The 21,894-nt window shown below is 54.7% G+C and carries 21 protein-coding genes; 14 read left to right on the top strand and 7 right to left on the bottom strand.

Going from position 1 to position 21,894, the window contains the following annotated elements; translation table 11 throughout:
• Positions 1-16: 16 nt before the first annotated feature.
• Positions 17-1,138 (bottom strand): folate-binding protein YgfZ, encoded by a 1,122-nt coding sequence (locus FQ179_RS03960; RefSeq protein WP_149395955.1) that lies wholly within the window; start codon positions 1,136-1,138, stop codon positions 17-19.
• A 143-nt stretch (positions 1,139-1,281) separates the two neighbouring features.
• Between FQ179_RS03960 and mltG the strand changes: the two genes are divergently transcribed.
• From mltG to FQ179_RS03975, 3 genes are all read left to right on the top strand, one after another.
• Positions 1,282-2,292: an endolytic transglycosylase MltG gene (mltG, locus tag FQ179_RS03965; RefSeq protein ID WP_149395956.1), complete on the top strand. Its 1,011-nt coding sequence runs from the start codon at positions 1,282-1,284 to the stop codon at positions 2,290-2,292.
• On the top strand, positions 2,289-2,948 hold the full coding sequence (gene tmk, locus FQ179_RS03970) for a dTMP kinase (RefSeq protein ID WP_149395957.1): 660 nt from the start codon (positions 2,289-2,291) through the stop codon (positions 2,946-2,948). Before mltG ends, tmk begins: the two co-directional genes overlap by 4 nt.
• A 307-nt stretch (positions 2,949-3,255) precedes the next feature.
• Positions 3,256-3,924: a TVP38/TMEM64 family protein gene (locus FQ179_RS03975; protein WP_149395958.1), complete on the top strand. Its 669-nt coding sequence runs from the start codon at positions 3,256-3,258 to the stop codon at positions 3,922-3,924.
• 122 nt (positions 3,925-4,046) lie between these two features.
• Here FQ179_RS03975 and FQ179_RS03980 read toward each other — a convergent pair whose 3' ends face one another.
• Positions 4,047-5,117, bottom strand: a complete 1,071-nt coding sequence (locus FQ179_RS03980) for an aminoglycoside phosphotransferase family protein (protein ID WP_149395959.1) — start codon at positions 5,115-5,117, stop codon at positions 4,047-4,049.
• Between the two features lie 89 nt (positions 5,118-5,206).
• Complete coding sequence (yghU, locus tag FQ179_RS03985) at positions 5,207-6,070, bottom strand: glutathione-dependent disulfide-bond oxidoreductase (protein WP_149395960.1); 864 nt, start codon at positions 6,068-6,070, stop codon at positions 5,207-5,209.
• A gap of 564 nt (positions 6,071-6,634) precedes the next feature.
• On the opposite strand from yghU, the gene holB reads away from it, so the two are divergent.
• The 3 genes from holB to FQ179_RS04000 all read left to right on the top strand — a co-directional run bounded on the left by holB (position 6,635) and on the right by FQ179_RS04000 (position 10,054).
• On the top strand, positions 6,635-7,684 hold the full coding sequence (gene holB / locus FQ179_RS03990) for a DNA polymerase III subunit delta' (RefSeq protein WP_149395961.1): 1,050 nt from the start codon (positions 6,635-6,637) through the stop codon (positions 7,682-7,684).
• Between the two features lie 79 nt (positions 7,685-7,763).
• Positions 7,764-8,534 (top strand): TatD family hydrolase, encoded by a 771-nt coding sequence (locus FQ179_RS03995; RefSeq protein ID WP_149395962.1) that lies wholly within the window; start codon positions 7,764-7,766, stop codon positions 8,532-8,534.
• A gap of 581 nt (positions 8,535-9,115) precedes the next feature.
• Positions 9,116-10,054 (top strand): ankyrin repeat domain-containing protein, encoded by a 939-nt coding sequence (locus FQ179_RS04000; RefSeq protein WP_149395963.1) that lies wholly within the window; start codon positions 9,116-9,118, stop codon positions 10,052-10,054.
• Between the two features lie 350 nt (positions 10,055-10,404).
• On the opposite strand, the gene FQ179_RS04005 is transcribed toward FQ179_RS04000, so the two are convergent.
• Genes FQ179_RS04005 through FQ179_RS04015 form a run of 3 tightly spaced genes read right to left on the bottom strand, consistent with a single transcriptional unit; the run spans position 10,405 to position 12,695 of the window.
• Positions 10,405-11,367: an RsiV family protein gene (locus tag FQ179_RS04005; RefSeq protein WP_255474822.1), complete on the bottom strand. Its 963-nt coding sequence runs from the start codon at positions 11,365-11,367 to the stop codon at positions 10,405-10,407.
• Positions 11,368-11,394: 27 nt separating this feature from the next.
• The gene (locus FQ179_RS04010) at positions 11,395-12,093 is read right to left on the bottom strand and encodes a glutathione binding-like protein (protein ID WP_149395964.1); all 699 of its coding nucleotides are present in this window, start codon (positions 12,091-12,093) and stop codon (positions 11,395-11,397) included.
• Positions 12,094-12,140: 47 nt separating this feature from the next.
• Positions 12,141-12,695 carry a peroxiredoxin gene (locus FQ179_RS04015; protein WP_149396900.1) on the bottom strand — a complete coding sequence of 185 codons (555 nt, stop codon included), beginning with the start codon at positions 12,693-12,695 and terminating at the stop codon, positions 12,141-12,143.
• Between the two features lie 71 nt (positions 12,696-12,766).
• On the opposite strand from FQ179_RS04015, the gene arsC reads away from it, so the two are divergent.
• The 4 genes from arsC to FQ179_RS04035 all read left to right on the top strand — a co-directional run bounded on the left by arsC (position 12,767) and on the right by FQ179_RS04035 (position 15,306).
• The gene (arsC, locus tag FQ179_RS04020; RefSeq protein WP_149395965.1) at positions 12,767-13,111 is read left to right on the top strand and encodes an arsenate reductase (glutaredoxin); all 345 of its coding nucleotides are present in this window, start codon (positions 12,767-12,769) and stop codon (positions 13,109-13,111) included.
• Positions 13,112-13,163: 52 nt separating this feature from the next.
• Positions 13,164-14,033, top strand: a complete 870-nt coding sequence (locus FQ179_RS04025; protein WP_149395966.1) for an EamA family transporter — start codon at positions 13,164-13,166, stop codon at positions 14,031-14,033.
• Between the two features lie 64 nt (positions 14,034-14,097).
• The gene (locus FQ179_RS04030) at positions 14,098-14,535 is read left to right on the top strand and encodes an MbcA/ParS/Xre antitoxin family protein (RefSeq protein ID WP_149395967.1); all 438 of its coding nucleotides are present in this window, start codon (positions 14,098-14,100) and stop codon (positions 14,533-14,535) included.
• Positions 14,536-14,541: 6 nt separating this feature from the next.
• On the top strand, positions 14,542-15,306 hold the full coding sequence (locus FQ179_RS04035) for an RES family NAD+ phosphorylase (RefSeq protein WP_149395968.1): 765 nt from the start codon (positions 14,542-14,544) through the stop codon (positions 15,304-15,306).
• Between the two features lie 216 nt (positions 15,307-15,522).
• On the opposite strand, the gene FQ179_RS04040 is transcribed toward FQ179_RS04035, so the two are convergent.
• Positions 15,523-16,302, bottom strand: coding sequence for a PRC-barrel domain-containing protein (locus FQ179_RS04040; RefSeq protein WP_149395969.1), 780 nt, complete (start codon positions 16,300-16,302; stop codon positions 15,523-15,525).
• A 197-nt stretch (positions 16,303-16,499) separates the two neighbouring features.
• Here FQ179_RS04040 and FQ179_RS04045 point away from each other — a divergent pair, with 197 nt between their 5' ends.
• From FQ179_RS04045 to FQ179_RS04060, 4 genes are all read left to right on the top strand, one after another.
• Positions 16,500-17,924, top strand: a complete 1,425-nt coding sequence (locus tag FQ179_RS04045) for a cytochrome ubiquinol oxidase subunit I (RefSeq protein WP_149395970.1) — start codon at positions 16,500-16,502, stop codon at positions 17,922-17,924.
• Positions 17,925-17,929: 5 nt separating this feature from the next.
• Positions 17,930-18,937 carry a cytochrome d ubiquinol oxidase subunit II gene (gene cydB, locus FQ179_RS04050; RefSeq protein ID WP_149395971.1) on the top strand — a complete coding sequence of 336 codons (1,008 nt, stop codon included), beginning with the start codon at positions 17,930-17,932 and terminating at the stop codon, positions 18,935-18,937.
• A gap of 82 nt (positions 18,938-19,019) precedes the next feature.
• The gene (locus tag FQ179_RS22580) at positions 19,020-19,172 is read left to right on the top strand and encodes a DUF2474 domain-containing protein (protein WP_255474823.1); all 153 of its coding nucleotides are present in this window, start codon (positions 19,020-19,022) and stop codon (positions 19,170-19,172) included.
• Positions 19,173-19,487: 315 nt separating this feature from the next.
• Positions 19,488-21,797: a heavy metal translocating P-type ATPase gene (locus FQ179_RS04060; RefSeq protein ID WP_149395973.1), complete on the top strand. Its 2,310-nt coding sequence runs from the start codon at positions 19,488-19,490 to the stop codon at positions 21,795-21,797.
• Positions 21,798-21,894: the final 97 nt, after the last annotated feature.

The following is a 21,894-nucleotide window of genomic DNA, read 5'->3' on the forward strand; positions in this document are numbered from 1 at the left end:
CGGCTGGCGATGTGCGCTAAGCGATCGCTGCAAGCTGGTATGGCAAGGCGTGTTCACGGATGCTGGGGCCATCAGCGGCTCCCAGCCTGAAATCGGCCTGGCCCAGGTCAGCCAGTTGGACTTCCATCAACACATACAGCAAACCGTTGGTCTGGGCTGCATTAATGATGCGGCCGCAGGGGTTGGCGGGTGATGCCGCGTTGAAGGTGTCGGTACCGGGCAAACTGGCAAGCTCCAGGCCTTGAGGCACTGGTAATACGCCGCAAGCCATGCGTCGCTTTACGGTGCCGCGGTAATGCGCGCGTGCAACCACTTCTTGGCCGGGATAGCACCCCTTGGTGAAGTTAACCCCCTCGATCAGGTCAAAATTAAGTGTTTGGGGGATGAACATGTCTTGTGTGCTGGCTTGCACCCAAGGCAACCCAGCAGTGATGTCTGCCGCCTGCCAGGCCTGGCCAGCATCGGAGTCGCTAGCCAGGCCTGCAGATTGGGCCTGCTTAGGTTCTGCCTTGTCGCTGGCCTGTTCTGAAACCAGCCACCAGCGTGTTGCGCTGCCCTCCTTGGCAGGAGCGGCGATCCAGGTGGCATCGGCATGTCGCACAAGTGTCCACGGTGCGGCGTCGTCGGGCGGGTTCGTGTCGCCCAGAAAGGCATCTTGCATGGCAGAAACGGCTGCTGAAGAAGCTGTCTGAGCACCGGGGGTATGCGGTGCCAGTGTGCTTGCAGCGATTTGTGTGGCTTCAGTATCGTCAGACGATTGCGTCGCTGCACTGGCGTCGACAGCCGGCAAGCTCAGGCCTTGTGGGGCATGCCCATAGACGGCGAGTTCAGTGATGCTTAGCTTTACCTTTGCGCGCAACACAAACATGGTCAGCCTTTTTACCAGCGCCTCGGCGAGGTCGCGCCTGACAAGTGCGCGCAATACGGGTGCCTCGTCGCGGGTGTCTTTCCAGATGACCATAGAGGCCAGCAGCCGGCCCTTGGCGGTGCAATAACCGGCAAGCCTAGCCTGGGAATCAGGCAGGCCTTCGACATCTTGTGTAAGCTGCCCATGCAAAAATGAAACCGCGTCGGGGCCAACGGCTTCAATGACAGCAAGCTCGGGAAGGGGAACGAAAAAGGGGGAGGTAGTGTCCATGATGCTATTGATAATCCAAGACAGAGAAAGGCTCAACGATTATGATAACGGGCTTCGGCAAACCTTGCCGGCCTTGTCCATGTTATTTTGGGCTGCTGTTTGCCTGTCGCCCGGCGCAGCGACTACGCTAAACTTAATTATTCATGAAACAAATCAAAAACCTGATTCTCTACCCGCTGCTTATGCTGGCGTTGCTTGCTGCAGCGGCCAGTGGTGCAGCCTGGTACTGGTCAACAAGCCCCGTCACCATGCAACAAGAGCGCATTGACTACATTGTTGCTCCGGGTGCCAGTCCTCGCGCCGTTGCCAGGCTTATGCTCAAATCGGGTATTGATGTCAATGAAGAAGGTTTCGTGCTGCTGGCGCGCCTCAGCGGCCTCGACAAACAAATACAGGCCGGCGCCTATGAAGCCTTGCAGGGTGATTCACCGCGCCGCCTGCTCGAACGCATGGTTAACGGCGACATGACGCAGGCCAGGCTCACCCTAGTTGAAGGCTGGACATATCAGCGTATACGGCAGGCGTTGCGCGAAGCCCCTCAAGTCAAGCAAACCCTTGAAGGCGTTACTGATCAGCAATTGCTGAAGCAACTGGGCGCCGAGCAGCAGGCACCCGAGGGGCTGTTTTACCCTGACACGTATGTGTTTGTTCCGGGCTCGTCCGACTTTGAGATATTGCGCCGGGCCTACGAGGCTCATGAAACCATGCTTACAACCCTGTGGGCCGAGCGAGATCCCAAGCTGCCACTCACTTCTCCCTATGAGGCCCTGGTACTGGCTTCGATTGTGGAGAAAGAAACCGGGCACGAGCAAGATCGCCGGCGCGTTGCTGGAGTATTCATCAACCGTTTGCGTCTGGGCATGCCGTTGCAAACTGACCCTACTGTCATCTATGGCATGGGTGAGGCCTACCAGGGTCGCATTCGTAAAAAAGACCTTACAACTGATACTGCCTGGAATACGTATACGCGTGCCGGTTTGCCGCCAACGCCTATTGCCAGCCCCGGGCGCGCGGCGCTGGCCGCCGTGGTTCACCCTGAATCCCACGATTTTCTGTACTTTGTGTCACGAGGTGACGGCACCAGCGAGTTTTCAAGCAATCTTGCCTCGCACAACCGTGCTGTTTCCAAGTACATTCTTGGACAAAAACAATGACTACGCACACCCCGCGAGGTTGTTTTATCTCCCTCGAAGGCCTGGATGGGGCCGGTAAAAGCACTCATGTGCCCTGGCTTGTAGATCAATTAAAGGCCAGAGGCTTGCCTGTGCTCTGCACCCGCGAGCCAGGTGGTACTCCACTTGGCGAGCAGTTGCGCCAGATACTGCTGGAAACCAGCATGCATCTGAAAACAGAAACCCTGCTTATGTTTGCTGCTCGCTGCGAGCATGTAAATTCAGTCATTTTGCCGGCACTCGAAGCCGGGCAATGGGTGGTTTGCGACCGTTTTACCGACGCCAGTTATGCTTATCAGGGCGGCGGACGGCAGCTGGGTAAGTCAGCCGTTCATGTGCTTGAACAATGGGCCATACCGGGTATTCAGCCTGACCGTACCTGGCTGTTTGATGTGCCCCTTGAGGTAGCCCGTGAACGCCTTGCACGCAGCCGCCAGCTCGATCGATTTGAGCAAGAAGGCGAAGCGTTCTTCGAGCGCACGCGTCAAGCCTACCATCAACGTGTGCAGCAGCAGCCGCATCGTTTTCATCTTGTTGACTCGACGCTTCCCATCGAAGTGGTAAGGTCGCGCCTCGCTGCAGAGATTGATGCGCTTGTAAGCCGGCATGATCGTGACATTGAAGGCGACACACCCTGAGTGATGTTGTGCTATTTCTGCACTTCATTGATCGGTTATCGGCACGAAATAGTTAAAACTGCGCGGCGTTTAGATGTCGCTGCCATCATCAAGTTACACAGTCAGCGTAGCGGCGTGCTCGAAGCCGGCTAGGAAAAACTCGCCTTTTTGGGGTAATGCGTCCTTAGGGCCTTCTTGACCAGATGGCGGAAACTGCACCAACTAAGGCGTAAGATCGAACCATCTTTTCTTAGAGTTAAACAAAAAAATTGGCGAGATAGGCCGCTTACGTAGACGGACCACTTGCTACAGGACACAGGGACATTAGATGAGGCTGCTTACAATTTTCGTAGGTGTGTTGATCGTCCTGTCGGCAATCGGAGGCATTTTTTTCTGGGGCGTGCAGTCTGGTGAGCCTCTGGCGGTGTTTGACGGCTCAGTGGATACCGCGGTGTCGCTGATCAGGTCATGGGGAGTATGGGGTGTTCTGGCCTCTATGGCGCTGATGGCCGTGCATTCATTTTTGCCGTTCCCCGCTGAGGTCATTGCACTCGCTAACGGCATGGTCTATGGTCCGATTTGGGGCACGGTCGTAACGTGGGCAGGCGCCATGATTGGTGCATCGCTCGCGTTTTGGGTGGTGCGTTCATTGGGGCGGCCCTTCATTAGGCGCTTTGTGTCTGTCCGACACCAACAGGTGTTGGAGCATTGGTCACGTGATAAGGGAGCTGTTGCCTTACTCCTGAGTCGCTTTATTCCGATGATTGCCTTTAATCTCATCAATTATGCCGCTGCGCTCACTGGGGTGTCATGGTGGACCTTTCTCTGGACCACGGGTCTGGGTATTTTGCCACTGACCATCTTGCTCGCTACTGCGGGGGACCGGGTGATGGCGCTGCCCCTGTGGGTGTCGTTGGTGATAACGCTCTGTCTGCTGGCGGGCTGGTTCATCGTGGCGCACTGGCAGCGAAGACGATCGAGAGGTAATCCCCGTTGAGGGCCCAGAGTTTCAGAGAATACGCGTTTCTACAGCTCGATCAGCAGGTTCGTATCAAGCACGTCTGCCCGATCATGAGTCACCAGGATAGTTGGAATAGTTTGAATTGGCTGCGTAGAGTTTCATAGTTCCTGCTCCAGTGTCTGGCATTCAGCCCATACTTGGTGCACGATTTCTGCACTGAGATAGTGGTCGACGCGCCCGCGTACATGGCTGATTAAGGATTCTGAGCTCAGTTCATAAGACCAGTCTTCGGTGGCAGACTCGGCTGATTTGCGCTGCGAGAGCAGGCGCCATTTGGCGCACCAGGTAATAGACCACAACCACATAGCCAGACGCAGGGGGCCATGCCAGCCGCGAGTGGCCTTAGCCGTGGCGGCATCCATGGCGTCTTCCCAGGCGGTATAGGCCGATAGTACGTGTTCATGGGTCAGTTCGGCGTAGGTCTCGGTATCCCAGGTTGTTGACGTATATAGCGTGGCGTGTGCGAGATCAAACGAGGGATAGCTATAGCGTGCCTTTTCCAGATCCACCAGAATGGCCACGTGGTTGGGTGTTATTAGAAAGTTACCGGGATGTGTGTCAAATGAAATTAGACGCCGGGGCGGCCGAGCATGCGCCTCGCAGCGCTGGGCCAGATTTTGTAGCCCCTGACGTATTTCCCGAAGGCTGATGGGTGAGAGGCACGCCTGATCTAAAAATACCGCCTGCTGACTGATTTCATCGAGCATATCCTTCAAAGGATCGATTGAGTGCCGTAGTGGCGCACGTTCGGCCTCAATAGGCAACGGCAGAGCATGAAAACTGGCCATGGCGCGGCTAATGGCACCGAGATCGGCGGGCAAGCTAGGTGTAGTTCCGATGATTTCCTCGACCAGTAAGGCCCCGCGCGGTAGCGATGGGCCAGGCAGCAGAATATCGATCAGCTTTGGCGCATGGCCACCACGCGAAACTCGCCTGAACGCGGCCGCCTGGTAGCGCAGATTATCCTGTGGGCAGAGGCTCAACTGGCTTTGCTTGGGGATGCGTGCGATCACACCGGTACCGACGATGCGCACATGCTGGTGAGCCAGACCTTTGTCGGGCATTACCTCCAAACGGCAGTCGGCATAGTCGGATTTGCTGGCCAGCAGCGCCTGCGCCAGAGAACGACTTATTGTCTGACCGGGTGCCAGTAACTCTGAAACCTGCATGTGCCTTCTCGATGGGTAAATGTGCCGCGTAGCTAGTGGCCCCTGCCGTGATCAGCATACGTTTGTCGCTGATGTCCATGACTGACATTCTAAAGTTTGTCTTGTGTTTTTGTGTTGAAGTCGTTGGCGTCGTGGCGCTCGTGCAACTGCTTGTCGGGGTCGCCGGATACGCGGTTGACCATGCGACCGCGGGCCACTGCGGGTCGCGCCAGAATCGTGTCGGCCCATCGCTGTACGTTCGTGTAGTCTTGTACCGATAGAAATTCGGCCGCGCCGTACTGCCAGCCCTTGACCAAACCCCCGTACCAGGGAAATACCGCGATATCGGCAATGGTGTAGTCGCTACCGCCCAGGTACTCGCTTTCGGCCAGGCGGCGATCCAACACGTCGAGCTGGCGCTTGACCTCCATCGCGTATCGATCGATAGCGTATTCGATCTTGACTGGCGCATAGGTATAGAAGTGGCCGAAGCCGCCGCCCAGATAAGGTGCGCTGCCCATCTGCCAGAACAGCCAGGACAGGCACTCGGCGCGCGCGGGCTGCGCCGTCGGTATCAGGGCATCGAATTTTTCGGCAAGATAGACGAGAATGGCACCGGACTCGAACACCCGCACAGGTTCTGGGCCCGAGTGGTCCATTAGGGCGGGGATCTTGGAATTTGGGTTAACGTCGACAAAGCCGCTGCCGAACTGGTCACCGTCGCCGATGCGGATAAGCCATGCGTCGTATTCGGCACCCGTGTGCCCGAGGGCCAGCAGCTCTTCCAGCATGATCGTAATTTTCTGGCCGTTGGGCGTGGCGAGCGAATACAGCTGCAGCGGGTGGCGCCCGACTGGTAGCGCCTTGTCGTGGGTAGGCCCTGCGATCGGTCGGTTGACGCTCGCAAAGGTGCCCCCATTAGGTTTGTTCCAGGTCCAGACGTTCGGCGGTGTGTACTCGGTGGAATCCGTCATGCTTTCATGCTCCATAAATGCCTGCGCCTGTCTCAAGCGACAGGAGGATAGTTGGATGGGAAAAGTGCGCGCTTTATCAAAGGGCGCGAGGTCGCTATGGCAATTGCAGTGTTGCACAGCGAACCCAGCATTGCGATATGTTGCCACTTCGTGAAACGATTGGCGCATTTTTCGCAGATATAGTCGAGTGGTCGCTTAGTGAGCGTCAGCATAAAGCATGCATGCTGCCCAATTGATGACTCTTTCATGTGGTTTACATAGGGACGCCTGCATCAAGTCGCTAATGGCCAGAGAACGGCTTTCATTACGTTTACAATGCCAAGAAGCTTGGCGGTCTAGTTTAGGGTTTGCATTTTTCGGGTGATTAGCTGTGAGTATGTGCGTAGGCGTAATGACATTTAACGTGAAAAGCTCTTTGTTGAGTAGAGTTCTTGCTAATCTATCCACACTCACCAATTTAAGTTCTCAGTGGTTTACATTGAAAGCCATACAAAAGTATGGCGCGGGTAAAAGCACTCATGTGCCCTGGCTCATAGGTCGATTCGAGCAAGAAGGCGATGCGCCATGAGTGATCTTGTGTCATTTCTCCCCTGGCATGAAGCACCTGCACGACAATGGCTGTCGCAGCGCGAGCGCTTCGCCCATGCCTGGCTGATTCACGGGCTGCCTGGCATTGGCAAGCGGCAGTTTGCGCTGGCTGCTGCGGGTAGCCTGCTGTGCGAGTCTCCGGCGCAGGGTCTAGCCTGTGGCCATTGCGTGGCCTGCCAGTGGCTGGCACACGGTAATCACCCTGATCTTCGTCGTATCCGGCCCGACGCCGTGGCCTTTGAAGAGGGGGCGGGTCTGAATGACGCAGAAAGCGCGCAGACGGGGGCCACTAAAAAAGCACCTTCTAAAGAAATACGTGTTGATCAATTGCGAGCGCTCGGGGGGTGGTTTAATACCGCCACGCATCGCGGCGGATGGCGGGTCGCGGTTATATACCCGGCCAGGGCCATGAATCAGATTACCGCTAATGCACTGTTAAAGGTGCTCGAAGAGCCTCCGGCTCATACCGTGTTTCTGCTGGTGGCCGATGCCCCAGATCGTTTGCTCCCAACCCTGGTTTCGCGCTGCCGACGCTTGCCGCTGTCTGTGCCGGGGCCGCAAGAGAGTTTAAGCTGGCTGAAACAACAGGGGGTTGACCAGGCTTCTGATTGGCTGGCTGCTGCAGGAGGGGCGCCACTGCTGGCACAGACCATGGCCGAGGCGGGAGGTAGCCCTTGTCCGGCTTGGCTGCAAGATTTTACGGCGGCAGTTATGTCGGGGCCAACCGCCGATATCGGGCCGTTGGCCGATCAGCTCGAAAAAACCTCGCCTGAGGTCTGGATTGACGCGCTGCAACGGCTTTTTCTTGATCTGTTGCTGGCGGCATCGCAGGCCTCAGTTCGATACTACCCGTCCATTAGCAAGCAGACGGTGCGTATTGCCGACCGGGCCTCCCGCGCCAACCTGGCCGATACGGCCAAATGGTTGAATCAGCAGCGCGCCGTAGCTGGTCATCCGCTCAACGCCAAGCTATTTGTGCACAGCGCCTTGCAACGGGCGGCGCTTGCCTGCGCACCACAGGCTTAAAATAGCCCTACACTGAGGGTAGTCTAGGCCATGTGTTGGGCTTTCACCTCTTTTCATTCTTTTTGTCACAAGCACTTCTATGTATGTAGATTCTCACTGTCATCTTAATTTTCCTGAACTTGCAGCTAATTTGCCCGAGATTTTGCAGCGCATGGCGCAAAATCAGGTTAGCCATGCGCTGGTCGTCAGCGTGTGCATGCCTGATTGGCCGGGTTTGATGGCTTTGGTCGAGCCGCACGATCATCTTTATGCGTCGGTAGGCGTTCATCCTGATTACCAAGACACCCCAGAGCCTACGGTAGCTCAACTGGTTGAGCTGGGGCAGTCTGACAAGGTGGTTGCACTGGGTGAAACCGGGCTTGATTATTTTCGCCTTGAAGAGCCTCTTGAGTGGCAGCGCGAACGTTTTCGTACACATATTCGCGCCAGCCGTGAAAGCGGGCTACCGATTATTATTCATACCCGGTCAGCCAGCGAAGACACACTGCGCATCATGAAGGAAGAGGGCGCTGACAAAGTGGGCGGGGTAATGCACTGCTTCACAGAGTCGTGGGAAGTTGCCCGGGCAGCCATGGATCTTAATTTTTATATTTCACTGTCGGGCATTGTTACGTTCAAGAAGGCAGAAGATCTGCAGCAGCTGGCACGCAAAATGCCGCTGGACCGCTTGTTGATTGAAACTGATTCACCGTATCTGGCACCTGTGCCGCACCGAGGCAAGCTTAACGACCCGTCCAAGGTGATGCATGTTGCCGAAAAAATAGCTGATTTGCGCGGTATAACTGCTGCAGAGGTTGGTCAGGCTACAACTGACAATTTCTTTAAGTTATTCAATAAGATAAAGAGATAACCTCATGCTAAATATTTAAAGTTAATTATTGAATTATGCTTTAAAAAATAAGTTGTTTTAAATCAAATATATATATCAACTTATTAATGTTGATAATCTAAAGTATTTTATATGATTTTGCTTCTTAAACACCTAATTTTTGGGTGAATTTGATTAATGTAAATAGTGATATATCTAACCTAATGCATTGATTTATTTGGTTTAATGTTTCTGATTTCTGATTTCTGATTTCTGATTTCTGGTTTGAGGCATATAGCATCTGGCTTTTGTTTACCGATTGCCAATTGCTGTTTGTTGTTGTTGTTGTTGTTGTTGTTGTTGTTGTTGTTGTTGTTCCTGGCTCTTGTCGTTTTTAATCTTGCCGATACCGATACCGATACCGATCATGGGCTACGCAGGTAGGAGCGGCACATGGCTGTGTAAGTAGGAACAACACTTCGCCGTGCAAAGCATGATGAAGTCGTATTTATTAATAGCTTGTTCGGGGCAGGTGGTTTTGCTTGCCCAGTTTGTTTTACCCCGACGTATTCCTTTTACCCCGTTGTTTTATCTGTATGATTTATTTTGCTTCTGGAGACCGCATGACCCGTAAACTTGCCGCCTTTGACCCCAACCATCAGGCAGAACTCCATGTGGCGACGGGCAGCCGCGCTCGTTTATCTTCGGGTGCCCGGGCGAGCCTTGCATTGGCTGGTCTGTTGGTGTGTATGGTCGCGTATGGTGCAAACCCGGCAGGCTGGTGGGTAAACATCACCAACAATCGTGCTGCTGAGGTCAAAACCATGCTGGCCAAAGGGGCAGACCCCAACGCCGTCAGCCCCGATGGGCAACCTGCCATAATGCAGGCCATCCGGGACGGCGCCTGGGACGTCTATGATGTGCTATTAAATGATAGGGGCACGGTGCTCAATGCCATTAACATTCATCGCGAAACACCGCTGATGTACCTGGCAGTGTTGGGAGAAACCAAGCGAGCACAAGAGCTTATACGGCGTGGTGCGCTGGTCAACCGGATTGGCGGGTGGACGCCGTTGCAGTATGCGGCCTCAAAGGGGCGTCTGGAGACGGTGAAAATGCTGGTCGCCAACAAGGCAATTGTTAACGCACAGGCTCCTGACGGCACTTCTGCGCTGATGATGGCAGCGTACGCCGGCAGTGAGCCTGTTGTGCGTTATCTGCTAGAGCAGGGCGCTGATGTCACCATGCAAAATCTCAATAAATGGGATGCCGCTGATTGGGCACGGCACAAAAAAAATACGTCATTGGCCAAAAAACTCGACGACCTGACGGCCTCAGAGCTGGCTAGCCGCAATGTTCAACGCCAGGGTGGTGCATCTGCACCAGTGGCCGGCGGCACTGACAGTACTGTTACGCGCGATCAGCCCGGAAGTGCGCCCGAGTCTCAGGCAAGCCAGTCGGCATCAGAGCGTGACGATACAAATGCGGCAGCGGTATCTGCTGAATCGCCCTCATCACGCTACTTTAATCTGGATCGCTTTGATAAGCCGGCTGAACACTAAGCCCTGAAAAACAGTGTAGGTTAATAGCCTGCTTTTGTTCAAATTAAGTACATTCACCATCTGTCAGTGGGGAAACGCCACCTGGTCAATAGGCCGGTGGCGCTGCCTCAAACATCGTTTTGCAAAGCGACGAAGGGGCTGTCTTAATCGTAGATTTGCAAAACGATGGGGGCTGCTTGCATACGTAGCTCGCCATTGCGGAAAGAAAAAATAACTTACCGTGCGCAGCACCGTCCAGGCGCTTGAAGATCCGTCCAGGTGCATAAAGCTCCGGCCAGCGACCCATTGCTTTTGCTGCTGCGGGTTGTTGTAACCATGCTGTTGCAGCAACCCACAGCCAACTTTATGGCTTAAGAAGGCAAAAACTCAGGCTTGAGAATGCCGCGCAGGCTATCGTACGGAATGACTAACTCTGGCTGCCCGGCAGAATAAGGCGCGATCTGGTAAGAATCATATTTGATCAACAGGCCCCGGTCGGTAAAAGCGTAGTTGGTGCTCTCCTGAAACGGCCACTGCCTGACAAAGGTGTCTAGGTCGCCGACAAGCTCCGGGTTGGCCGACAGCCAGCGGGAATGCGCTTCTTTAAGGGCAGCGTTGTAAGCCTGGCGTTGGCCCGGGCGCAACACATCGGCCAGGCTCAACACCTTGGCCGTTTTGTTATCCCAATTAAGAAACTGGGTCGCCGAAATTCCATGCGCCATACCCGTCATGTACTGCCAGGTATCCAGCTCAACGACTGTGAGGCTGCTGTTGCGATAGCGGGTTCGGGCCGACAGCAGGGTAGAGTCGCGCGGTGCTGCTGTTTTCCAGAAGTATTGTTCGTATTCTGCAATGTTTGAATAGGTTGGCACATTACTGTTGCCGATGCCTGTCATATAGGCCAGCGCGTTATCGACGAGATCGCTCAGTTTTGGGTTACCAGGAAAGACGATGGAATCGACCTTTATCGTTGGGCAGTCGCCCTTGCAGCCTGGCTTGCTGTGCTCCCATTTAACGGGCTGTGTGAACAGGCCATCTTTGCTGGTTTCCTGACCTGTTTGAACGGGTATGCGTGAAATATTAGCTGGCGGGCTGGCGCAGGCACCAACCAGGCCGCAGACCGCGAGTGCCAGCGCCAGTTTGCGTGCTCGTTGCATACCAAAGGCTCTCAAGGTGGCAAATGAGCGCCACGACAAACGCTTTCCTGTAAGCCCGATGCTGGCGTAACCAGTGGCTTGTGCTTTTACACCCGCCAAAGCCAGGGCTGGTTCAGGCTTCTGCCGGGCAATGCCGTATCGCGGGCCGGCTGACGGCATGAAATGGGTTTCCAACATGTAGTTCATCTCCTGGGCTGGCCGCATTTATCTGACTGTGTTGGCATCTTGACCGAACAGAATTTTGCGGGATTCCTCATCGCTAACCGATGGGCCAGTATTAATTTTCTCTGCAAGCGCGTACGCACGTTGCGTGGCAGGGCGGTTGGCGATTGTGTCGAACCAGCGCTTTAGGTGGGGGAAATCATCCAGGTTTTGACCTTGCCGTGTGTGGGGCACAACCCAGGGGTAGCAGGCCATGTCGGCGATAGAATAGTCGCCCGCAATGAATTCACCCTTGGCCAGTTGTTTGTCCAGTACCCCGTAAAGGCGCGCTGTTTCGCGCACATAGCGGTCTATGGCGTAGGGCAGTTTTTCGACAGCATAACCACTAAAGTGGTGGTTTTGGCCGGCCATAGGGCCCAGGCCACCCATTTGCCAGAATAGCCACTGCAATACTTGGGTACGCGTTCGCAATGTGGGGGGAAGAAACTGGCCGGATTTTTCGGCCAGGTAAAGAAGAATGGCGCCTGACTCAAAGATAGAAATAGGTGCGCCGCCGCCGTCGGGCTCATGATCAACAATGGCTGGAATCCGATTGTTGGGCGATATTTGCAGAAATTCCGGCGCAAACTGGTCGCCTTTTCCGATATTGATGGGAAAGATTTTGTACGGCAGACCGGTTTCTTCAAGAAACATCGTAATCTTGTGCCCGTTGGGCGTCGTCCAGTAATACAGGTCTATCATCGATAAAGCTTCCTGGTAATGGTATGAGAAACGTGCATGGCCGCTACTTACTGTTTGGCGGCAGCCCATTGCCGGACAGCTGCCAGCGTGCGAGGCACATGCTCATCTGGGCTGCCGCTTTGATAGCTATAGTAAACCTTGTGGTCAGGTGTAATCACGTACGAAATGCGACTTGCCTTATCGGGCATGAAAGCACTCTGGGCACCATAGGCCTTGATGACTTTGGCATCAACGTCTGAGGCCACGGCAAACTTGCCGCGACAGGCACTGACAGAAAATTCTTTTAGTTTTTCGAGATCATCGGCCGATATGCCGAGAACGGTTGCGCCCGCCTGTTGGTAGTCACTCATGGCCTCGGCAAAGTTATGCGCCTCGATGGTGCAGCCTTTGGTAAATGCCGCCGGGTAAAAGTAAAGTACAACCGGGCCTTTTTTAAGGGCGTCGTCCAGGCTGAATGGAAAGGCTTCGCCTGCGAGCGTGGCTTCAAGTGTAAAGCCAGGCGCGGCTTGGCCGGGTTTAAGTTGGGCAGCGGCTGGGCCAGAAAAAATCACGGCGCAAGCCAGTAGGGCATTTCGTAAAAATACTGCCCGGGTTGCATTCATCATGGCAAATCCTTGTGTAAAACTCGGCTAACATGTACTTTTTTAGCAATAGAAGGCGTGTGTCGACATCCATGACCAAAATCTATCATAACCCTCGTTGTGGCACTTCACGAACGGTTCTGCAAACCCTTCAAGACCGTGGGCTGCAACCTGAAATCATTGAATATCTGAAAACACCGCTAACGCGTGAAGCATTGGCCTCGCTCATTCGTGATGCCGGGCTAACCGTTCGTGACGCCATGCGGGCTAAAGAATCGATATACGAAGAACTGGGGCTGGCCGACCCGGCCCTTACCGACGAGCAACTGCTCAATGCCATGGTCGAACACCCCATTCTTATGAACAGGCCTTTTGTCTGCACCGAAAAAGGTAGCCGTCTGTGCAGGCCTGCCCCGGTTGTCGAAGAGATTCTTTAATCGCACCCGTTCATGACAACTAGGGCTGATAGCCCATCAGTGACACTTCGCTATGACGCTTGAAGCGTTTCTGCTGGTTGTGTGCGCAGCCGCACTACACGCCACATGGAATCTTGTGTCTAAAAAAGCCGCCGGTGCTGCCGGTGACTTTGTTTTTACCTATCGATTAATTTCCATGGTGCTTTACGCGCCGTGGGTGGCCTATATTTTGTGGTTCGACGGCATGCAGTGGAATGCTACGGTGGTGCTGTTTGTTGTTCTGGCCAGCGTACTGCACTTGGCCTACAGCCTATGCCTACAGCGCGGCTATCAGGTTGCCGACCTGTCTGTCGTGTATCCCATTGCCAGAGGTACCGGGCCTTTGCTGTCCAGCCTGGGCGCATTCATTTTGCTTGGTGAGCATTCATCAGGTTCAGGGCTTTTGGGCATTGCCTGCGTTGTCGCAGGCATTATGCTGATTGCATCAGGTGGGCAGTTGCGTCGCTTTTTGACGCCGGCGGCCATGCAGGGCATACGCTGGGGGTTGTTCATCGGTTTTTTCATCGCGCTGTACACGCTCGTCGATGCATATAGCGTGAAAGTTTTGCTGGTCGCGCCGGTGGTGCTCGACTGGCTGTCAGCGCTGGGCAGTGTCATTCTCATGACGCCTCGAGCAATTGTGCGACGCAAAACAATGATGGTGCAGATGCAGGGGAAGTGGCGTTATGCGTTTATTGTTGGTCTGCTCTCGCCTTTGGCCTATATTTTGGTGCTTTATGCCTATCAGATGGGCGGCAACGTCAGTTTGATCGCACCGCTGCGGGAAATGTCGATGATGATGGGCACGATTGCAGGTTTTTTCATACTAAAGGAAAAAGCGTCGCCCGCACGCATTATGGGCTGTGTCATTATCATTGCTGGCGTGATCCTTCTGGCTGCGTGAACCGGTGTATCGGCATGGCGTTTTCCGTGTACGGAGAGTAAACTATCCGTAATCGGAGAAAATAATGAGTTTTGCCTACGCATACCCCCTCAGCCGTTTTGAACCTGCCGTTGTACCAGACCTTAATCACCGGGCCTCCCGCGAAAGGTTGACGGCTTCGGCACTTAAAGGTTTTTTCAAGCTTGCCCAAGCCTGGCAGCTTCGTGATGAAGACGCCTGCACGTTGCTTGGCGGGCTTTCGAGCAGTACATTTTACGAATGGAAAAAAAAGCCGGCGCGTGTGCTCGAGGTTGACCGAATTACACGTATTTCATACCTGCTGGGCATCTACAAAGCCTTGCATATTTTGTATGGCAGTAAGTTGGCGGATCAATGGGTTGGCATGCCTAACCGCAACCTGCTATTTGGCGGCAAAACCCCGCTGGCGTTTATGCTAGAGGGCGGCTTGCCTGCCATGCAGACTCTCCGACAACTGCTGGATGCACGCCGCGGCGGCATGTAACCGCCCATGCCCGCATCTAACCCACACAGACCAGGCTGGCGTGAGCCGCCGCTAACGGCTATGCGGCTGGTCGATACCTGTCGCTTGCTGCCTTCGCGTTTTGTTGACGAAGAAGATTCTGTATTAAGCGCGCTGGCTGATAATCAGGCACATTTGCAAGAATTATTCGAGCTTGATAATGCCACCAATCAGCGACTGGCGGCCGAGCGAGGTGCACGCCCGGGCATTGGTATTGATGAACTGGTATTTGGCGTGCCCAATTTTCGTATTATTAACGCGGCGTTTACCTACGCGCGCCCCGAAGGCAGTCGGTTTAATGACGGCAGTCGTGGGGCCTGGTATTGCGCGTTTGATGCAGAAACAGCGCTGGCCGAAATTATTTTTCACAAAACCGTGGAGTATGCCGAAATCGATTATTTTCAGGACAGTGTCAGCTATCAGCTGATGCTTGCTGATTTTAGTGCACAGTTTCATGATATACGCCGCGCAAAAGGCTATGGCAGTTGTCTGAATCCTGTCAGCTACATCGCTTCACAAGAGTTGGCTGCATTTCTTACCGAGTGCGGTTCTTTGGGGCTTGTATACCCCAGTGTCCGGCATGCAGAGGGCACCAATCTTGTTTGCTTCCGGCCTGCTCTGGTGAACAATGTGCGCAGAAGCTCGGCCTACCAGTTAACGTGGAATGGTTCGCCTACACCTGTCGTTTCAGTGCAAAAGGCCGTAAGACGGCGCAATAACAAAGGTAACGCTGTGACAAAACGGCAAGAGTAAGACGCTTTAAATGCGACCCGTGTTGTGGTTTGGGGTTACCCGTTGGGTGATAAATAAATGCACCCATCACGAGCAGGCAGCGTGACGGGTGCGAAGATGAAGCCTGCAGCAACGCGACGGTTTAAAAGATGCGGCGTCGGCGGGGGAATATACCCATAGTTATCGCAGGGCGTTACCGACGCTTATCCATGTTAAGCAGTAGCCTTGCCGCTGGCGTTAGTCCCAATAGCCTGGCTGGCGGTAGTAGGCATGCAATCGGGTTTCAAAATCACGATCAATGGGCGCGTCCTCATCGTACTCAGGGCTGTTTTTGATCTGCTCGCGCGTTAGCGAGGTTTGCACGGCGTTGTCCGTCCAGTCTATGCGAGTGATCCATTGTGACGATATCAGTACTTTCTTGCCGCCGGGCCACCAATTGCGCGTGTCGACCAAAATGTAGCGTATCGCCCATGCTTCATCGTCAAAAATAACGTCCTCGAGATGGCCGATTTCACCATCGGTGCCGGCAATGTGATAACCACTGATATGGTCGGCGCTGCGCAAATGGGCATCTTCAGGGTTGTCGCTGGCGCGTGCCACAACCTCATCAGGACGCAATTCGGGCGGCGCTATACCGATCGATTCGCGTAAAGGTAATTCAGGATACCCCGATGCGCCCCAAAGATAGGGGCCGCTCCAGTAATGACCATAGCCGTAATAGGCAGAGTACTCGCCCTCAAGTCGCCGCGAAACCGGCTCATGTGCATCAATTTCAGGGCTGTTTTTTACCTGATCCAGGGTTAATGACACCTGGACAACCGCATCCACATCATCGACGCGGACCACAGAGTAAGGTGACACTAAGACACTTTTTCGGGAGAACCACGAACCCGTTTGCACGATTAGATAACGAACCCCCCATTTTTCGTCGTCAAAGTAGATATCTTTGATTTTCCCCAACTCGTCGTCAGTCGCCTGGATGGCGTAGCCATAGAGCGTGCTTGCTTTGCGTAGCATGTTCTTTCTCCTTTTGTTCACAATTCTTCCGGACGTGTAGCAAGTGTCATGCCCGAGCGCTGCGACAAGGGGAAATGGCCTATGGGTTTGCTCGATCACGGTTGGCAATTGCGCTACACTGGATCGGCGCCGCGCTGTCGCTGAATCAACATGCCCAACACTTTCAGCGTGTGTACGCCATCATGTAGGAGTGCCGCATGCATCTTGATGCGCTGATGTTGTCCCGTATCCAGTTCGCGTTTACGATTTCCTTCCACATTATCTTTCCCGCCATTACCATCGGCCTAGCCAGCTATCTCGCTGTGCTTGAAGCCTGTTGGCTCAAGACAGGCCGCGCCAAATACCGTGAGCTTTATCACTATTGGCTCAAGATTTTTTCCGTTAATTTTGGCATGGGTGTGGTGTCGGGCCTGGTCATGGCTTACCAGTTTGGCACGAACTGGAGCCAGTTTTCGGCTTTTGCAGGGGGTATTACAGGCCCTTTGCTCGCGTATGAAGTACTCACGGCATTTTTTCTCGAGGCGGGCTTTCTGGGCGTTATGCTGTTTGGCTGGTCACGCGTGGGGCCAGGGCTGCATATGTTCTCCACCCTTATGGTCGCGCTGGGTACGCTCATTTCGGCTACCTGGATTATCGCCTCCAATAGCTGGATGCATACACCGGCCGGTTACGGCATTATCGATGGTCGCGTCGTTCCCTTAGACTGGCTGGCGGTTATTTTTAACCCGTCATTTCCGTACCGACTGGTGCACATGACCATTGCTGCGTTTCTTTCTACGGCGCTTCTGGTTGGGGCCTCTGCCGCCTGGCATTTATTGCGAGGCAATGATAAGCCGGCCATACGAAAAATGCTCTCCATGGCCATGTGGATGATGCTCATCGTCACGCCTATTCAGATCGTAGTCGGTGATTTTCACGGCCTGAACACCCTCAAGTATCAGCCTGCCAAGATCGCCGCGATCGAAGGTCACTGGGAAAACCAGCCAGGTGAAGCGGTGCCACTGACGCTGTTTGGCTGGCCCGATATGCAGGAAGAGAAAAACCATTTTGCGGTCGAAATTCCGCATCTGGGAAGCCTGATACTGACGCATACCTACGATGGGCAGTTTCCTGGCCTGATAGAATTCGCCCCCGAAGATCGCCCTAATGTGCCGATTGTGTTCTGGTCGTTCCGTGTCATGGTGGGGCTGGGCGTGCTAATGATAGGGTTGGGCATCTGGGCGGCATGGGCACGCTGGCGTGGCCAGCTTTATGATTCGCGGCCTTTGCTGCGTTTTGCCATGTATATGGGCCCAATGGGGTTGGTGGCGTTGCTGGCTGGGTGGTTTACCACAGAGATCGGGCGCCAGCCGTGGATTATTTATGGCCTTATGCGCACGGCCGATGCCGTCACCCCTAACAGTGCAGGGGCTGTGGGGCTAACCCTGGCCTTGTTTGTGTTGGTGTACTTTGTGATTTTCGGTGCGGGTATTGTTTATATACTGCGGCTGATACGTCAGGGGCCCCAGGCTATTGACCCGCAGCCATCAGGCAGCCACCTCGATGAGGTGCATCGCCCGGCGCGCCCCTTGTCGGCCGCTGACGATGGCCTGGATAACTCCATTATTTCTGGCAGCAGGTGACCGGCATGGGTATTGATCTTGCTTTAGTGTGGGCCGTGATCATTTTGTTCGGCATCCTGATGTACGTCATCATGGATGGCTTCGACCTTGGCATCGGCATTCTGTTTCCATTTTTCAAAGAGGAACATGACCGCAATGTGATGATGAATACGGTGGCCCCCGTCTGGGACGGCAATGAAACGTGGCTGGTGCTGGGGGGAGCGGGCTTGCTCGCTGCTTTCCCGCTGGCTTACGCCGTGATTCTGCATGCGTTTATGTTGCCGCTTATTTTTATGCTGCTTGGCCTTATTTTTCGGGGCGTGGCGTTTGAGTTTCGCTTCAAGGCTCACGAAACCGGGCGCCATTGGTGGGATAAGGCATTTATATTCGGTTCGGTGTGTGCCACGTTTTTCCAGGGTGTCACCCTGGGCGGCTTTATTCAGGGCATCCCGGTGGTCGACGGCAACTATACCGGTGGGACGCTGGGCTGGCTGACCCCGTTTTCGGTGTTTACCGGCTTGGGGTTATTGGTAGCCTATGGGCTTTTGGGCAGTACCTGGCTGGTGTTAAAAACCCATGGTGAGCTGCACGATCGCATGCGCAGCCTGGCCCGGCCTTTAACGTGGACCTTGCTGGGTGTCATCGTCATCATCAGCATCTGGACGCCCCTTACACACCCAGACATTGCCCAGCGCTGGTTCAGCCTGCCCAACTTATTCTGGTTTGCGCCGGTGCCCATTCTTGTTGCCCTGACTGCATGGTATTTATTGCGTTGTCTCGGGCGTGAGCCACATGGCGGGCCCTTTATCCTTACCCTTGTTCTTATCTTTCTGGGCTATAGCGGTTTAGGTATTAGTGTTTGGCCCAATATTATTCCACCCGACATCAGCATCTGGCAGGCTTCAGGCCCGCCGCAAAGCCAGGGGTTTACGCTGGTCGGAGCACTGCTAATCATACCCATGATACTTGGGTATACGGGGTGGTCGTATTACGTGTTTCGCGGCAAGGTATCGGTTGACGATGGCTATCACTGATCCGCCGGACATCTCGCAGCGGCCGCAATCCCGCCCCCAGCAATCGAAACCTGCACAATGTGCCCAACAGGACACGCAAAATGTGCAATTTGCAGCGCAACAGCGAATCACTGCATTGTCATGGTGGCGCCGACTGGGTTGGCTGGTGCTTATCTGGGGTGCCAGTATTGTCGCGCTGGCCATGGTGGCGGGTTTGCTCAAATTGTTTATGAACGCTGCCGGCCTCACCGCATAAGCCGCAAGGCTTGCAGGCCGCGTTAGGGCAACTGCCATAAGCAGGCGAGGCTTAAGGGCCGCGTTAAAGCAACCGCCATAATCACGTGGGGCTTAAGAGCTACATTACGGCACCCGCCATGAGCGCGAGAGCGCACGCGAAATCAACACGCCAGAGCAAGACGCCCGGGTTAAATCACGACTAATACACCTAAATATGCCTCTGCGCCATGAATGGCGTCGCAGAGGTATTACGCAACAAGCGAGTCTGACCTTGACCTTGCCATGATGGTAAGGTCTACAGTAAAGACTGTCTTGTTATTTTCAGGTGCATAGTATGGACCAAGCTCTGCGTACACCCGACCGCGCGCCGCTGGGCGGCGACACGGCGGCGGGCGCTGCCATAGACCTTTCGGTGCAGGGTATGACATGCGCTTCCTGCGTTGGACGCGTAGAGCGTGCCCTGGCTGCTGTGCCAGGTGTTGCCCGCGCCAATGTCAATCTTGCCACGGAACAGGCGCATATCCAGGCTGAAGCTGGTGTTACCGGTGATCTTCTGGTTCAGGCCGTTGCCAAGGCAGGTTATGAAGCGCAGGTGCTGTCTGATGATAATCGCCACAGCGACGAGGCTGAAGCCCGTCACGATGCCGAGGCTGACGCACTCAGAAAAGCCTTGTGGCTGGCAGCACTGCTGACGTTGCCGGTGTTTATTCTTGAAATGGGCTCGCACTTAATTCCTGGAGTGCACCGGCTTCTTGCAAACACCATAGGTATGCAGAACAGTTGGTATCTGCAGTTTGTTTTGACTACGGTGGTGCTCTTGTTGCCCGGCCGCCGATTTTTTACGGTCGGCATCCCTGCGTTGCTGCGTCGCGCGCCCGACATGAACTCGCTGGTTGCCCTTGGCGCGGGCGCTGCTTATGCCTACTCCGTCGTCGCGACATTTTTTCCGTTCTTGCTGCCTCCTAGCGCTATTAATGTGTATTACGAGGCAGCCGCCGTCATTGTCACCTTGATTTTATTGGGCCGCTGGCTTGAGGCTGGTGCCAAGGGGCGTACGTCCGAGGCTATAAAGCGCTTGATGAAGCTGCAGCCTGATACGGCCAGAGTGCTGCGCGACGGTCAGTGGACGGATGCCAGTGTATCCAGCCTTAGTCGCGGCGAGACGGTGGCGTTACGGCCCGGTGAGCGCGTGCCTGTTGATGGCATCGTCATAGAGGGTTCGAGTTATATCGACGAATCTATGATTAGCGGCGAACCTGTGCCAGCACAGAAAAACGAGGGTGCTTCTGTTGTGGCCGGTACGGTAAACCAGAGCGGGGCGTTGACATTGAAGGTTACCAAGACGGGCGCTGACACAGTTTTGGCGCAGATTATCCGTATGGTGGAGCAGGCGCAGGCAGACAAGTTGCCCATACAGGCAGTGGTGGATCGCATTACGATGTGGTTTGTTCCGGCCGTGATGGCGGCAGCCGCCGTAACCTTTTTAGTGTGGTTGCTTATAGGCCCGACACCAGCGCTAACCTTTGCACTGGTTAACGCGGTGGCGGTTCTTATTATTGCTTGCCCTTGCGCCATGGGGCTGGCCACGCCAACGTCCATTATGGTGGGCACGGGCAGGGCGGCACAATTGGGCGTATTGTTTCGCAAGGGCGACGCCTTGCAGGCACTGCGCGATGCGCGGGTTGTGGCGGTCGACAAAACAGGCACGCTGACTGAAGGCAAGCCGGCTCTTACAGATTTCATCACGGCAGCCGGCTTTGATCGTACTTCTGTATTGCGACAGGTTGCGGCGGTTGAGGCCCGTTCAGAACACCCCATTGCACAGGCCATTGTGCAGGCCGCGCAACAGGAAGGGCTGTCGCTGGCACCCGCCACGGCGTTTTCCACGCAAACCGGCGCAGGCATCGTTGCACAAACCGAGGGCGTACTGGTGCAGGTCGGGGCTGAACGCTACATGCGATCGCTGAACATTGATGTGGCGGTATTTTCAACTGAGGTGCAACGCCTTTCCGAAGAAGGCAAAACCCCTGTGTATGCGGCCATTGACGGCCAACTTGCTGCCATGATTGCCGTGTCAGATCCTATCAAGACCTCAACGGCCCAGGCCATTCAGGCCATGCACGGCATGGGGCTGAAGGTTGTCATGGTTACGGGCGACAGCCGCCGCACGGGCGAGGCCATTGCCCGTCAGCTGGGTATTGATGAAGTCATCGCCGAAGTGATGCCTGATGGCAAGGTAGAGGCGATTAATACGCTGAAACAGCGGTATGGCATGCTGGCCTTTGTAGGCGATGGCATTAATGATGCGCCGGCGCTGGCTGCTGCGGATATCGGTATTGCCATTGGTACGGGCACCGATATTGCCATGGAAGCAGCCGATGTGGTGTTGATGTCAGGCGATATGGGCGGGGTAACTGCAGCCATTGATATTTCGCGGGCTACGCTGGCAAATATTCGTCAGAATCTGTTCTGGGCCTTTGCCTACAACACCGCGTTAATTCCGATCGCTGCCGGGGTGCTGTACCCTATCAACGGGGTTTTGCTGTCACCTATTTTTGCCGCAGGCGCAATGGCTATGTCTAGCGTGTTTGTTGTGGGTAATGCCTTGCGTCTGAAACGCTTTGTGCCGCACCGCCATACTTAGGGCAACGCTAGACAAGACCAGGAAAGGCTAGCCTGGGCAAGGTAAGGCAAGCTTCGAAGAGACTAGCCAAGCATAGCCTAGCTAAGACAGGACAAGA

The organism is Pusillimonas sp. ANT_WB101, from assembly GCF_008369125.1.
Lineage (GTDB): Bacteria > Pseudomonadota > Gammaproteobacteria > Burkholderiales > Burkholderiaceae_B > Allopusillimonas.

Coding starts and splice junctions, on each gene's coding strand:
- mltG (WP_149395956.1), top strand. CDS start 1,282: ATGAAACAAATCAAAAACCTGATTCTCTACCCGCTGCTTATGCTGGCG.
- FQ179_RS03960 (WP_149395955.1), bottom strand. CDS start 1,138: ATGGACACTACCTCCCCCTTTTTCGTTCCCCTTCCCGAGCTTGCTGTC.
- FQ179_RS04000 (WP_149395963.1), top strand. CDS start 9,116: ATGACCCGTAAACTTGCCGCCTTTGACCCCAACCATCAGGCAGAACTC.
- yghU (WP_149395960.1), bottom strand. CDS start 6,070: ATGACGGATTCCACCGAGTACACACCGCCGAACGTCTGGACCTGGAAC.
- FQ179_RS04030 (WP_149395967.1), top strand. CDS start 14,098: ATGAGTTTTGCCTACGCATACCCCCTCAGCCGTTTTGAACCTGCCGTT.
- FQ179_RS04005 (WP_255474822.1), bottom strand. CDS start 11,367: ATGTTGGAAACCCATTTCATGCCGTCAGCCGGCCCGCGATACGGCATT.
- FQ179_RS04060 (WP_149395973.1), top strand. CDS start 19,488: ATGGACCAAGCTCTGCGTACACCCGACCGCGCGCCGCTGGGCGGCGAC.
- FQ179_RS03975 (WP_149395958.1), top strand. CDS start 3,256: ATGAGGCTGCTTACAATTTTCGTAGGTGTGTTGATCGTCCTGTCGGCA.
- cydB (WP_149395971.1), top strand. CDS start 17,930: ATGGGTATTGATCTTGCTTTAGTGTGGGCCGTGATCATTTTGTTCGGC.
- arsC (WP_149395965.1), top strand. CDS start 12,767: ATGACCAAAATCTATCATAACCCTCGTTGTGGCACTTCACGAACGGTT.
- FQ179_RS03995 (WP_149395962.1), top strand. CDS start 7,764: ATGTATGTAGATTCTCACTGTCATCTTAATTTTCCTGAACTTGCAGCT.
- FQ179_RS03980 (WP_149395959.1), bottom strand. CDS start 5,117: ATGCAGGTTTCAGAGTTACTGGCACCCGGTCAGACAATAAGTCGTTCT.
- tmk (WP_149395957.1), top strand. CDS start 2,289: ATGACTACGCACACCCCGCGAGGTTGTTTTATCTCCCTCGAAGGCCTG.
- holB (WP_149395961.1), top strand. CDS start 6,635: ATGAGTGATCTTGTGTCATTTCTCCCCTGGCATGAAGCACCTGCACGA.
- FQ179_RS04035 (WP_149395968.1), top strand. CDS start 14,542: ATGCCCGCATCTAACCCACACAGACCAGGCTGGCGTGAGCCGCCGCTA.
- FQ179_RS04025 (WP_149395966.1), top strand. CDS start 13,164: ATGACGCTTGAAGCGTTTCTGCTGGTTGTGTGCGCAGCCGCACTACAC.
- FQ179_RS04010 (WP_149395964.1), bottom strand. CDS start 12,093: ATGATAGACCTGTATTACTGGACGACGCCCAACGGGCACAAGATTACG.
- FQ179_RS04015 (WP_149396900.1), bottom strand. CDS start 12,695: ATGAATGCAACCCGGGCAGTATTTTTACGAAATGCCCTACTGGCTTGC.
- FQ179_RS04045 (WP_149395970.1), top strand. CDS start 16,500: ATGCATCTTGATGCGCTGATGTTGTCCCGTATCCAGTTCGCGTTTACG.
- FQ179_RS04040 (WP_149395969.1), bottom strand. CDS start 16,302: ATGCTACGCAAAGCAAGCACGCTCTATGGCTACGCCATCCAGGCGACT.